The organism is Blautia sp. MCC269 (genome assembly GCF_018785655.1).
Lineage (GTDB): Bacteria > Bacillota > Clostridia > Lachnospirales > Lachnospiraceae > Blautia_A.
On record NZ_WQQE01000051.1, the window covers coordinates 1 to 13,975 of the forward strand.

Sequence of the window (13,975 nt, forward strand, 5' to 3'; positions counted from 1 at the left end):
CCCATATACAAACAAAAAGCAGGAATCATAGTTTTATAAATGCTTACGATTTCTGCTCTTTGCTAAAGTTAATGACATTGAGTATTTTCAAGGGTTTGCGAAGAATTTGATAATCAAATATAACAGTTATTAAATTTCCTAAAATATGTGAAATATCAACTGGAATTTGTATTTTCATTTTTATTCTTTTTTACGAAATTCCTTCAAATTTAATTCACGTTTCAATTCTTCCTCTGACGGTAAATAAGTGAAGTATTTAGATGCAAATATCTGGTGATTATCTTCAGGGAGTGTATATATTTTACAATGGAATCTCCTTTATCTGCACAAAGCACTATCCCAATAGGCTGCGTGTCTCCCTCATTCATCATTTCACGAGTATAATAATTCACATACATCTGCATCTGTCCCAAGTCCTGATGGGTCAGTTTACCCATTTTCAAGTCAATGAGAACAAAGCATTTTAAAATATAATTGTAAAATACCAGATCAATGAAAAAATCCTGTCCATCCAATGTAAACCTTTTCTGACGTGCTACAAATGAAAATCCTCTTCCAAGCTCTAAAAGGAAATGCTGAAGATGATCAATCAGTGCCTGTTCCAAATCTCCTTCATACACATGAGTGTCCGGCTGAATTTGCAGAAATTCTATAACATAAGGATCTTTCACTATTTTCTCATACTCTGGTTTTGGCTCCGTTATTTGAATTTCTTTTGCAACTGCTGTCTTATCCTGACTTGCTAAAATACGCTGATAATACATCGTATTAATCTGCCGTTCCAGTTGGCGGACACTCCACGCTGCTTTTGCACACTCCTCCATATAAAATGTTCTTGCCTGTTCATCATTTATACGCATCAAAACACGATAATGCGACCAGCTCAATTCAGGACACAGTGTGTCTCGAATTGGGAAAGTGCAATAAAACTGCCGCATCTTACGAAGATTCGATTTATCAAAACCTTTTCCAAACTCTGCGGTCAACTGCTCAGAAAGATATTCCAATAATCTCTTTCCATATTCTGCACGATCATTTTCTCCACATGCTTTAAAAATCTGTTCTCCTATTTCCCAATAAGTTGTTACCATAGCTGAATTTACCGCTGTGCTTAAACGATCACCGACACGTCCCGCACTGTTGCCAAACAGATGTGTCATCCCTTTCTGCGGTGCGGACAACTAAATAACAGATTAAAAAACAGCAGTTATACCGGTAGTTTATCGGATATAACTGCTATTTTTATTATGACAACCGTCCGTTCTCCATCTCATACACCACATCTGCCACGTTCATGGTGGAGACTCTGTGGGATACCAGGACTACGGTGCGGCGGGTGGTGTCTTCTTTCAGGGACTTGAGGATGATGCCTTCGTTGAGGGAATCCAGATTGGATGTAGGCTCGTCCAGAAGTAAAAGGGGACTGTCGTGGAGGAAGGCTCTTGCAATACCGATCCTCTGTTTTTCGCCGCCGGAAAGGGTATCGCCAAGTTCCCCGACCTCTGTGTCATAACCTTTGGGGAGGGTCATGATAAAGTCGTGGATGGAGGCTTTCTTCGCGGCAGCCATGATCTCTTCCCGGGTGGCTCCCGGTTTCGCGATGACGATGTTGTTTGCGATGGAATCGTGGAACAGGTGGGTTTCCTGTGTCACATAGCTTTCCATGTCGCGGAGATGGCGGGTGGGGATTTCCCGTACATCTTTGTTATCTACGGAAATCGTTCCCTGATTTACATCCCAGAAACGCATGAGCAGTTTCAGCAATGTGGATTTTCCGGAACCGCTGGCTCCGTGGATACCGGTAATCTTACCAGGAGCAAGTTTCAGGGAGTAGTCATCCAGGATGGTTTCGTCTTCGTATGCGAAGGTTACGTGAGATGCTTCGGCTCCGGTAAATCCGGCTGCACCAGATCTGCTTTCACCCGGAATCTCCTCCACCAGCGGCTTCTCCTCCAGAAGGGACAGCACACGCTCGCCGCTTGCCAGTGTCTGGTTCAGGTTGTTGGAAAGACTGGACAGCGCCACAACCGGGCCAAAAGATCCCATCATAGCAATGGTACAGGTAAGGATCCCGTCAAAACCAATCTCACCTTTTCCATATAGATGGATCGTCAGCGCCAGCATTCCAAAGGATGCAAGCAAAATCATCAGATTGGTAAACGATCTCTGAGAACCTTCCATCTGGCTTAAATCTTCCTGCATTCCCGCAAGTTTCCGGGAACGCTCTGACATCTGGCCTTTTCTCTTTTCGCCCTGGTTGTACTGAATGGTCTCATCCAGTCCACGGAGGGAATCCAGCACAAAACTGTTCAGCTCACCAAACTCTGTACGGAATTCCATACCCTTCTGGCTTCCACGCTTTCCATTCCACATCGGGATCGCCACACCTACAATCAGGTAGGCGGCCAGAGCCAGTACTCCCGCAAGCATATGGTATCTTCCAATAAAGATCACCATGATCACAGAAGTCAGCGTAGCAATGGCGATAGGGGAAATGGTATGTGCGTAAAAAACTTCCAGAAGTTCGATATCCGTAGTGATGATCGAGATCAGGTTACCCTTGTCACGTTCTTCCAGCTTAGCCGGGCAGAGCTTACGCAGAACCGCAAATACCTTATGGCGGATGATCGCCAAAAGCTTAAATGCAATAAAATGGTTACAGTACTGCTCCACATAATGAAGGATACCACGAAGCACCGCAATGAGGATCATCACGGCAAGGATCCCCTTCACAGAAGTTCCGGCAAGCCAGGTACTCTTCATTACAACTTCCGGAATCCCGGAAATCCCTGCGCCGGCCACATTTCCGGCAAGTCCATGGAGGATCACCTGTCCGGCCAAGATAGTCAGAAAGATGGCACATAAGTATCCTACCGTTCCAAGAAGGATAGCCGCTAGCATGATGTGGAGAAGGGGTTTTACGAGCCCGATAAGGCTTCCCATAATAGCAATGGCACTTCTCCGCTTCTTCGTTGTATTTTTCTCACCACTCATCACGCATTCCCCTCCTTCCCGTAATTTTCCAGTGCCATCTGACTCTCATACAGATGACGGTAATCACTGTCCAAAGCCATCAACTCTTCATGTTTTCCACGCTCTCTGATTTCTCCGTCCTTCAGGAAATAAATCTGATCAGATCCAACCACATTGGCAAGTCTGTGGGAAATCAGAAGCACAGTCTTTGTTTTTGCCATCTCATGGATCACTTCCATGATCAGCTCTTCACTTTCCACATCAATATTGGAAGTTGCCTCGTCCATGATATATACAGGAGCATTTTTAAGAAGTGCCCTTGCGATCACCAGACGCTGGCACTGACCGCCGGAAAGATTTCCCGCCTTTTCCAGAAGGATCGTATCCAGCCCGTTCTGAGTATCCAGAAATCCAAGAAGATTGACCTTCTTAAGAACCTCCCGCATTTCTTTATCCGTGGCATCTGGTTTTGCCATCTGAAGATTTTCACGGACAGTTCCCTTAAAAAGATAACTGTTATGCCGTACCAGAACTCCATGTTCCATCAGGTCATCTTCCCGGACATTCCCAAGAGGCACACCGCCAATCCGGATCTCACCGGAGAATTCCCGGTTCTTTCCGGACAGGATTCCCGCAATGGTACTCTTTCCACAACCGGACTCACCAACCAGGGAGACAAAACTTCCCGCCGGAACATCAAGATCAATTCCCTTAAGAATCTCACGGTCCTTCTCATAGGAAAAATGCACATCCTGAAAAGAAATATCCAGGCCGCCATCAGGCAGTGTCTTCTCTCCGGCCTTCGGCTCCGGAAGATCCAGGATCCGGAAGATCTTGTCACTGGCAGCCATACCATTCATGGCAATATGGAAAAAAGATCCCAGAAGCCGGAGCGGCAGGAAAAATTCACTGGCCAGAAGCACAATACAAAGAGTTCCGGAAAGACTTAAATTCCCATGTAGAAACTCTGTTACCGCCACCGCCATACCAATGGCAGCACCGCCATAAGCCACAATATCCATGACACTGGTGGAATTCAGCTGCATGGTCAGAACCTTCATGGTGATCTGACGAAACCGCTGGGACTCCGCATCCATCTCATCAGCTTTCTGCTGATCCGCCTGATAAATTTTTAAGGTAGTCAGACCCTGAAGGTTTTCCAGAAAGGAATCTCCAAGTCCTGTATAAATGCTCCAGTATTTATTCAGAAGCTTCTTCGCGATCTTCTGTACCACCACAATGGAGATCGGGATCAACGGCACACAGATCAGAAGCACCACGCTGGCCTTCATGCTCACCCGACAAAGAATCACAAACAGTGTCACTGGTGCGATCAGGCTGTAAAACAACTGTGGAAGATATTTTCCGAAATAGGTTTCCAGCTGCTCCACGCCTTCCGTGGAAACCTGCACCACCTCAGAGGAGGAAACCTGCTCTCTGTAAGAAGCGCCAAGCTTCAGCATTTTTTCGTAGATCTTTTCCCGGAGGATCCTCTTTACATCCACGCAGGCCAGATAGGAGGATCTTGCGCCCATCCGCTCGCAGAAGAAACGGATCACAACGACCAGGATCAGGATGAGGACCGTATGCTGCACGCCCGCAGCGGTCACTTTACCATAGACCACTTTTTCCAGAAGACCTGCAATGGAAAAAACGGCCATCACCTGTGACAGCAGGGCCAGCCACTGCCACAGGATCGTATACACGATATATTTTTTTGCATGGGATAAAAGTCCCACCAGTCTTGTCTTGATCATTGGTTACTCACACCTCCGGCTCCACAGTTTTTACCCTGAGGAAGAAATACAGAATGTGGCATACCCACACAATCGCGATACAGATCCTTCCCACAGGTACATTTTTCATGCAGATAAATCCGATGGCCATGACTACAGTCACCATGCCAATGATCCTGCATTTGGTTCCAAGCGTCATGGCTCTTTCCTGCACAAAACTGTCCAGATGTTTTTTATAAAGGCCGGTTCCTGTAAACCAGGTGTGGAGCCGCTCTGAGCTCTTTGCAAAGCAGAATAAAGTTCCCATATAAAAGGGAACGGTTGGCAGGATCGGCAGTACGATCCCTATGGTGCCAAGTCCCAGGCAAAGAAACCCCAGCAGAATCCAGAAAATTTTTAACGGATTTCTCATTTTCTTTTCCTTTCTCATACGTATTAGACGGTTAGTACAAACTTACGCCCATCCACCCGGGCTACTTTCAGATCGATTCCATAGAGTTCATGAATACTTTCCTCCGTGATCACCTCTTCCGGCTCTCCTTCCACGATAACTTTTCCGCCGGCGAGGCCGATAATTTTATCGGAAAAATAGATCGACTGGTTGATATCATGAAGAACCATGACAATGGTCATTCCAAATTCCCGGTTCAGCTTCCGCACAAGCTCCAGGATCTCAATCTGATAACGGATATCCAGATATGTAGTCGGCTCATCCAGGAACAGAATTTCCGTTCCCTGTGCAAGGGCCATGGCAATCCACACGCGCTGGCGTTGGCCTCCGGAAAGCCTGGATAATTCCCGGTCACGGAACTGGGAAACATTGGTTACTTCCATGGCCCAGTTTACATACCGCTCATCCTCGTCTCCGCGGATTCCCATCATACCAAGATGCGGCGTTCTTCCGAAAGAAACCAGCCGCTCCACCGTAATATCGTCAGCCGCTGTATTATACTGATGGACAATGGCCACTTTTCTTGCAAATTCATTCAACCGTAAGTGTGCGATATTTTTTCCACCAAGGAGAACCTTGCCTTTTCCGGGAACCAGATTCTTGGTCATCAGTGAGAACAATGTGGACTTGCCACATCCGTTGGCTCCCATGATGGTAGTCACCTTGCCTTTTTCGATTTCCAGGGACGCCCCTTTCAGGATTTCATTCTTTCCGTAGGAAAAAAATACTTTTTTTACCTCCATGGCAGGTCGTTTTTTTTCTGTATTCTGTGTTTCAGTCGCCATATTTCTTTGACCTCCTTAAGAGAATGATAAAGAACGGACCACCTACAACACTCATCACAACCGCCGCGCTGATCTCATAAGGAGCGGCAACCGTTCTTCCGATGGTATCCGCCAGAAGGAAGGTAAAAGCTCCCGCAAGAGCAGAGAACGGGATCAGTGCCCTGTGGTCACTTCCAACAAGAATTCTTCCGATATGAGGAACAATCAGTCCAAGGAAGCTGATGGCACCTGCAATAGCTGTGGAAATGCTGGCCAGCAGTACCGCAATGAGGGAAATCACGATACGGGTGGCATTGACATTCAATCCAAGGCTTCTGGCCGTTTTATCTTCCAGAGACATCAGATTACATTCCCCGATAAACAGGCAGGCAAGAAACAGTCCTGCCACAACGTAAGGAATCAGCGTGGTCACATCATCCCAGGTTTTCTGTGTGATATTGGCCTCCACAATAGAAGCCACACCGGACATGTTTCCGCCGCTCATACTGTTAAAAGCACTGGAAAGTCCGGTAAACAGTGCATCTACCGCAACACCGGTAAGGATAATACGAAGCGGACTCAAGCCGCCCTTCCAGGACAGGCAGTACACCATAAGAAAGGCGATGACACCTCCAAAAAACGCAACCAGTGGAGTAAAGAAGTACAGTCCCGGCGCAAATGCCGTAATCAGCACTGCCGCAAAACTGGCTCCACTGGAAATACCGATCAGTCCCGGATCAGCCAGGGGATTTTTTAAGACTGCCTGTAACAGAACACCGGAAACCGCTATGGCTGCTCCTGCCAGCATGGAAATAATAATTCGCGGAAAACGAAGGTCATAGATGGTAGCAACCTCGTCGATCCGTTCCACAAAAAGTCCTCTCATCAGTGTTCCAAAAGAAACCTTCAGGCTTCCGATATTGATGGCTGCAAAAAACAGCACCACCAGAAGCACCGCCATGGTCACAAAGGAGAGCACTGCACGAAGCCGCTTTCTTTTTTCTCTGTTTTCATCCATTTTTGTCACTTCTCCTTTTCTGTGGTCTTTTTGGAATCTTCCGCTGCAGTGGTTCCGGATGTGCCGGATTTCTGTGCATCCTCATATTTCTGCGTTGCATTGGATTTCTCCGCATTTTTCTGTGCACTTTCGCTGTTCTTTTTCGCCTTTTCCAGATCTGCATCACTTTCCGGATAGAGGATCGGCTGCAGTTCTTCCAACGCCTTCGGATAACGGAAGGTAGCACTCATACCGAAATTCTCATAGGTCAGATCGTAAACCCTGCCGTTTTTTACCGCATCAAAATGTTTCCCGATATCGTTGGTCTTAAAATCTTCGTTAAACATCTCCACAACCTGATCTGGAAGTGCATGGGCTGCACGGAGGATAATATCCGGCTCTTTTGTCTTCATATCCTCAGTATTCACGGTAAGAAATTCCTGACTGGAATCCGTATAAACATTTTCGCCTCCAGCCAGGGCAACCAGACTTCCCACATAGGATTTCTCCGTTGCAATGATATAGCTGCCGGGAAGGCCCATGAGGATCAGAACCTTCGGATGGTCTTTTCCCTCGTTCTTCTTTTTGTATTTTTCATAGAAATCCTGGAACTCTTTTACCAGTGCGTCTGCCTGCTCTTCCCTGTCAAAAATCTCTCCCAGCTCCTGAATGGACCGGTACATACCCTGTACACTTCGAAGATTCAGGAAGGCCCAGTCTGTACCGATATTTTCATATTTCGGCTGCAAATCAGACTGAAGGGATATGGGACTTAAGATCCAGTCCGGTTTCAGGGAAGCCACAATCTCCATATCCGGGCTCATAGCTGTACCTACGGTGGTTACATCCTGATAACGTTCCGGAATGGTGGAGATACTGCTGGAGCACACGCCCACAAGATCCAGATCCAGTTTATCACAGATATCTGCGGTTGCCGGAGATGTGGCAATGATCTTCGGGGTTCCTTCCATGGAACGCACCTTGGCTTTTGCCACCTCCACCGCCTGTTTTTCCACAGGGTCTGTGATCTCAAGCATGGACTCTACCGTCTCGGTCTGCGTGGTTGCTTTCGTTCCTTCCGGGTGCTGGTTGACACAGCCGGTGAGAAGAAGGGACGCTGCTGCCAGGCTTAGGACAAGCACGCCACGGCTTATGCAGGATTTAATATTCATCATCATCGTCATCCTCTCCGCCCCATCTGCGCCAGTTTTTCCGGAAATACCAGATGATCAGTGCCGTCACCAGAATCAGCACAAGACCGGAACCGGTCACTGCCAGGGCAATGGCAAATACGGTATTGATCTTCACCGTACCCTCGGATTTCTTTTCGCCGGAAGCAGTGCTGTCCGCTTCTGCAGTGGAAAGGCTTAATCCCTGTGCACTGTTCAGCTCTTTATCTGTGTCGGACTCCCCGGAATCTTTGTTTGCGGCAGCTGCCTGGGCCTGCGCCGCGGAAGCTACCGTATTTCCGGAATTCATGGCATTTGCATTCCCGCCGGAACTGTTTCCGGCTGCTGCCGCCTGGGTAGCCGCAGCATCACTCTGACTTCCGGTTTCGTTACCTTCTGTGCTTTCCTCTGCCTCTGTTTCTTCTCCTGACTGATTTTCACTCTCCTGGGAAGTCTCAGTTTCTTCCCCGCTTCCGGTATCCAGCGTACCATTGGAAACGCTTTCCGTACTGCCGGAATCCTGTGCAGATGCTGTCTCTGTCACAAATGCCGGGTTCATTCCCACACTGTTGCCCTCGGAATAATCACTGGGATACAGATAAAAAGTTACATCTCTTCCCATCGGTGATACATACATACTGACCCTTACGATGCAGTTTTCACTGGGAACCTGCATACAGATATCCGAAGTGCTTCCGTTGCTGTCAGAACCGTTTCCGGTTACCGCAATGCCGGTTCCACTCCATCCGGAATCTCCCACATTCTGTACACTGAAACTATGGTTTGACGTATAATCAATAAGACTCATGCGGATCGTCAGATAATAATTTCCCGAATCCGTAACTTCCATAAGTCCGCTTCCGTAAACCGCACCTTCCACCATGCCCTGTCCGGTTGCATAGGAAGCCTCTCCACCGGAGTCCTCGATCTCTCCGGTTACCGGGTGGGAATAGCACCGGTTAATGTTACAGGAGTACACCGCACCAGTCTCCGCATGGACAGAAACTGCCAGGAACCCAAAAGTCGCTGCCAGACAGAGAACCACTGCCCCAAGACCGGTCAGCAGATAATTTTTCCACTTCATCTCTCTCATTTTCTCTTTCTGGCCTGTTTTACCAGGCTTCCCCCTCTGCTTTTGATCTTATAGAAAATACCGGCCAGCGCAGCCAGAAGGCTGACGGTCACCGGAATGGCTACCTTCGTCATGTCTTTGGATGAGCTGCCGCTTTCATCCGCATAGGCGGTTCCCGAGGAAACCCTTCCCTGATCCTGATCAGATGCCTCGGAAAGTCCGCTGCTGGTAAGCTTTGTGGTTCCTGCTTTTGAAGAACTTTCTGTTCCATTCAGGCTCTTTCCGGATTTCAGAGCTGTTGTTTTCGCATTTTTCTTTGAAGTACCGCTTTTTGTGGTGCTGCTTCCGGAAGACTTCAGGGAACCGCTGCTCTTTAAGGAACTGCCTCCTGCCTTGGAAGAGCTGCCGCTTAAAGAACCGTTGGCACTTAACTTGGAGCCGCTTCCGCTTAAGGAACCGTTGCTGTTTGTACTTAAAGATCCGTTGTTTCCATTTAAAGAACCGTTTCCGCTGTTGTTATCAGTTCCGGAACTGGTGCCATCCCCGTTATTATTATCTTCATTAAAGCTGGAATCTTTGCTGCTTGTCTTTTTCAGGGTGTTCCAGTCCAGTTTCAGATATGCCGGCTGGGTTCCCGTTCCTTTTGTGATGGAATCCATAATCGGTACAAATACCTGTACCGGTACATATCCGTCACTCTTCGCCTCCTCAATCAGCGGGAAGGTAACCACATCCGGATAATTGGTTCCAAAATTATCTGTCACCAGCTTGCCATTGGTATACTTCTGGTAAGAATCCACCGTTACTTTTCCAAGAGAACCGGAAGGCGCTCCATATTTGTCCGTCTTATAACCGGTCTTAAAATATTTCAGGGTACCTAAGTATCCAAGCTGGCCGTTAATAGTCAGGCCTTTGAAATCCATGGTAATGGAATATTTTCCGTTTTTTACGGTCAGTTTGATGGTATGGTTGATGGCTTCGTTGGACATGGAAGCGGAAGACTTGTCAATCTTTACCATGGAACCTGTGACGGAATACACTCCATCTGCCAGGTTCTTCACATTCAGGCTGGAACTTCCGCTGCTATTACTGTTATTATTTCCGCTGTTACTGTTGCTGTTTCCGCCATTTGAGCTGGAATCTGTGGCTTTCTTTTTCAGGCCGCTGACTGCTTTGGACAGTTTCGTGATCTGGGCATTGACCTGCTTCTGGGTTGCGTTTTCGTTATCATAAACCGTCTTTGCCGCTGTGATGGCAGCATTAAGCGTCTTAAGTGTTGCCGCCGTGTAGATATCTTCCCTGCCTGCCATGTTGGATGCTGTGAGAATCATTTCGTAAAGTCCTGTCTTATCCACTTTGGTCTCGGACGCTTTCTTCATATTTTTCGTGACATAGTCAAGAATGCCGGTCTGGGCATCTGCCTCTTCCTGGCTTGCCTCTTTGTCCTCATAAACTGCTTTTGCCTTCTCGTAGACAGAACGGAGGACATCCATATCTGCTGCTGTATAGCTGGAAGTATCTGCCAGGTAGGATTCTGCTTTTGTGAGAGATTTTTTCAAGGCACGGCGGTCCGTTCCCTGGATAATCAGGCTCTGAATGGCATTGTCCACTGCTGTCACACACTTGTTGACTTCTGTCTGGGAAGCTTCTTCATTGTCATAAACCTGCTGTGCACGGTCCCTTGCACGCTTCAGAGCTTCCAGAGTGGAAGCTTCAAACTCCACATCTGTTTCATTGAGGTAACTGTCCGCAGTTTCAATGGCTTTTTTCAGCTGGCTCTTGTCGGAATCCACTTTTACCTTTGTGACTGCGTTCACTGCCATGGTAAGGGCGGTTACTTCCCTGTCCACGATAGTCTGATCTGTATTCATGTTTTTGTACACTGCCTGAGCAGCCGCAATCGCACTGGAAAGCATCTCCAGCTGTTCTGCGGCATATCCCTGGTTATCCTGCTGCAATGATTTCAGAACACTCTGGGCACTGGAAATCCCGGATTTCAGTGCACTCTTATCTGCATTTGTACCGCTGATCTGTTTCAGGTCATTCCAGTCCAGATAAAGTTTTGCATACTGGGAACCGCCTCCGGCACTGATGGATTCCATAACCGGAACATAAATTTTTGTCCACACAAGGCCCTGGTTCAGCTCTACCGGAATAGTTATGTAATGGGGATATTTCTGGCCTTTTACATTGGCATCAGTTCCTTTTTTCGGATCGTTGTAGGAATCGTACTTATCATAATAGGACTCCACACCCACTTCTTTTGCAGTGGCCGCCTCTGCTTCCGGTACCGCATTTTCTTCCAGTTCCCGGGAAGCAGCTTCTTCCTGGGCATCCGCCGTTTCCTGCTGCTCCTGTCCTTCTGTCTCGGAGCCGTCTGCAAACAGCCCGTCCTCTGCCTGTTCGCCGGAACTTTCCGTTCCGTTATCCGCATCCGTCTCCCCGGCTGCTTCCGCCTCTGCGGTTTCCACTGCACGTTCTTCTCCTGACGCCCCATAGGGCAGGGTATCCTCATCGGTCATTTCCGGATAATACCACATTTTTGCCAGGTAACCGGTAAAACTCTGGCTTCCAAGTTTGGTGGTAAGGGAGGTACACTCAATCCTCAGATGAATGTCATTGCCCTTTTTTACAAGCTGGAACGGTTTTACCAGTGCGGAGTTTCCCATGGAAACCTGATCCGCTGTGGCATGATGAAGAAGGCCGCCAATCTCATAGACGCCATCATAAACGGTATTGGCATCGGTTTTCTCATAAAGAGCCTCTGCTGCCGCCTGAAGAAGCTGAATGTGTTTGTCCACCATGCTCTGTGTGGCGGAGGCATTGGCCTTAACCTGTTTTGCGGAAGCAATGGCAGTTTTTAACTGCTGCACAGAAGCCTCATCGGAACCGGAAGTATCCAGGGCCTCTGCCTGACTGATCAGATCATCCAGCACACTTTTATCTACTCCGCCGCCCAAATTCTCTTCTGCTTGAACAACTGCCGCCGCTGCTCCGTCTGTTTCTGCCTGGGTTGCATTGCCGTCTTCCAGCACAGCCTGGGCCTGGGCACGGACATTTTGAAGGACCTCATAGCCTTCTGCCTCTGTGTCTGTGCAATCTGCGGACTCTGTCAGAACCGCTTCCAGAGAAGACTTATCCGCCCGGGCCACCAGACCGTTTTCCAGAATCGCCTGCAGCATCATTCCACCGGCCCCAAGCTCCTCTTCGGTTACATTTTCTTTTTCAAGAAGCGCCTGGGCACCGGCAAGAGCCTCATTCAGACTCTCGCAGCTTTCCGGCGTATAACCGGAAATGTCCGTGTTCCTGGCTTCCTCAATAAGCCTGGAAAGTTCATTTCCGTCCATGGCGTAAACTCCGGATGTGCTTCCAAGACACAGGGCAGCCGCCATAAAAAAAGCGCTTCCTCTCTTTATTTTTGCTGATTTTATTGTCATACTCACCTTTTCCCTCCTATGAGTACTTGTTATCCATGTTTAACCCTATCATAGGAAAAAGTTAACGTCAACATACTCCCTTTGAAACCGTTCCCTGTGGGAACCGTTCTCTGTTTCGAAAAATCTTTTAAATATCACATTTTTCCGGTTTTTCCATCAAAAAAAGACCGAAATTTTTTCATTTCGGCCTTTAATCCAGGACAGTCCCGGAATTCAGAGTTTCACATATCTGGCACCTGCGGCATCTGCAAGCGTTTCCGCCATTCCCATGCCAAAGATGCTGTTTTCCGTATCAATCACCAGAACCGGTATCTGCCACTCAAAATGTGATTAAATATACTCACATTGAGATAATGTGGCTTCTCTCGAATACCACTTACTGTTTCTTCGTGTATGTTTTTGAGTAACCGGAGTTATCTCTACTCACAGATCCTAAGTACACTCCACAGTCGTTAATTCCCAAAATAGCCTTCGGTACATGCTTATGTTTGCGGGATCATGCAATCTCGTAAGTTTCTGCATCTCTCAGATTCAGTGCTGCATTGAAATCTCTGTCTTCAATATAGCCGCATGCACATCTGTAGACTCTGTCTGAAAGTTTCAGGTCTTTTTTGATGTGTCCGCAACAGTGACAGGTCTTTGAAGAAGGATACCATCTGCTGACTATCCGTAATTCAATTCCAAATTCCTCACATTTTGTCTTAAGTTTTGTGCGAAATTCGTAAAATTTCTGTGACGCAACTGCTTTTGAAAGATGCCGGTTCTTCATCATACCGGATACATTCAGATCCTCAACCGTTATATGAGATGGCTTGGTTTTTACAATCTCAGATATCGTCTTATTGATATAATCTGTACGGATGTTTTCCAGACGCTGATGAAGCTTCTGTACTTTAAGCTTTTGTTTACGTATATTTGCTTTTTGAGTGGGCTCTCCTTTCTTTAAATTTTCATATTTACGGGAAAGCTTTCGCTGTTCCCGTCTTAATTGTTTTTCAAGTTTTCTTATTCGTGCTGTTTTATTAATATTTCTCTTTCAGCCTTACCCATCCAAGCGTCGGAATCTTAATCCGGTGTCTTTCGCAAAGACAGTCTTTGGGATTATTTCTTACAAAATACATTTTTACATTCGATCGTCCTTTTTTCTTATACCGCGGAAAACCACTTTGATGATGAAAAAATCTTGAAAAAGCTGTACAGGCATCTTCAATCGAATGTTTTACCGATTTGGAACTGACTTCCCTGATCCAGGAATATTCCTGATGATTCGGAAGATAGTCATTATTCAACCATACACTGAACGATTTACCGCTCATAAATTTTTTACCCAAAGTATAAAGTTCTTTATTATGAAACAGGTAAAAATTATAGATATA

9 protein-coding genes and 1 pseudogene are annotated in these 13,975 nt (G+C 47.0%); all 10 read right to left on the reverse strand.

All coding sequences use genetic code 11. The annotated features are described in order from the left end of the window. Positions 1–221 precede the first annotated feature (221 nt). On the reverse strand, positions 222–1,160 hold the full coding sequence (locus GPK88_RS15840) for a PDDEXK nuclease domain-containing protein (protein ID WP_330596903.1): 939 nt from the start codon (positions 1,158–1,160) through the stop codon (positions 222–224). Positions 1,161–1,245: 85 nt separating this feature from the next. Then, positions 1,246–2,994 (reverse strand): amino acid ABC transporter ATP-binding/permease protein, encoded by a 1,749-nt coding sequence (locus GPK88_RS15845; protein ID WP_174095712.1) that lies wholly within the window; start codon positions 2,992–2,994, stop codon positions 1,246–1,248. Beyond that, positions 2,994–4,730 (reverse strand): ABC transporter ATP-binding protein/permease, encoded by a 1,737-nt coding sequence (locus GPK88_RS15850; protein ID WP_173762094.1) that lies wholly within the window; start codon positions 4,728–4,730, stop codon positions 2,994–2,996. Before GPK88_RS15850 ends, GPK88_RS15845 begins: the two co-directional genes overlap by 1 nt. Before the next feature lie 7 nt (positions 4,731–4,737). Further along, a complete protein-coding gene (locus GPK88_RS15855) occupies positions 4,738–5,121 on the reverse strand; it encodes a YbaN family protein (protein ID WP_173762093.1) in 384 nt (127 codons plus the stop codon). Between the two features lie 23 nt (positions 5,122–5,144). Next, on the reverse strand, positions 5,145–5,945 hold the full coding sequence (locus tag GPK88_RS15860) for an ABC transporter ATP-binding protein (RefSeq protein WP_330596901.1): 801 nt from the start codon (positions 5,943–5,945) through the stop codon (positions 5,145–5,147). Beyond that, a complete protein-coding gene (locus GPK88_RS15865) occupies positions 5,935–6,942 on the reverse strand; it encodes a FecCD family ABC transporter permease (protein ID WP_173762092.1) in 1,008 nt (335 codons plus the stop codon). The genes GPK88_RS15860 and GPK88_RS15865 overlap by 11 nt, the downstream gene beginning before the upstream one ends. 5 nt (positions 6,943–6,947) lie before the next feature. After that, positions 6,948–8,096 (reverse strand): heme ABC transporter substrate-binding protein IsdE, encoded by a 1,149-nt coding sequence (isdE, locus tag GPK88_RS15870; protein WP_173762140.1) that lies wholly within the window; start codon positions 8,094–8,096, stop codon positions 6,948–6,950. Further along, positions 8,083–9,183, reverse strand: coding sequence for a heme-binding Shp domain-containing protein (locus GPK88_RS15875; protein ID WP_173762091.1), 1,101 nt, complete (start codon positions 9,181–9,183; stop codon positions 8,083–8,085). Before GPK88_RS15875 ends, isdE begins: the two co-directional genes overlap by 14 nt. Then, positions 9,180–12,599 carry an NEAT domain-containing protein gene (locus GPK88_RS15880; protein WP_173762090.1) on the reverse strand — a complete coding sequence of 1,140 codons (3,420 nt, stop codon included), beginning with the start codon at positions 12,597–12,599 and terminating at the stop codon, positions 9,180–9,182. Before GPK88_RS15880 ends, GPK88_RS15875 begins: the two co-directional genes overlap by 4 nt. A gap of 496 nt (positions 12,600–13,095) precedes the next feature. Beyond that, positions 13,096–13,975 (reverse strand): annotated as a pseudogene (locus GPK88_RS19635) (transposase); the annotation flags it as partial.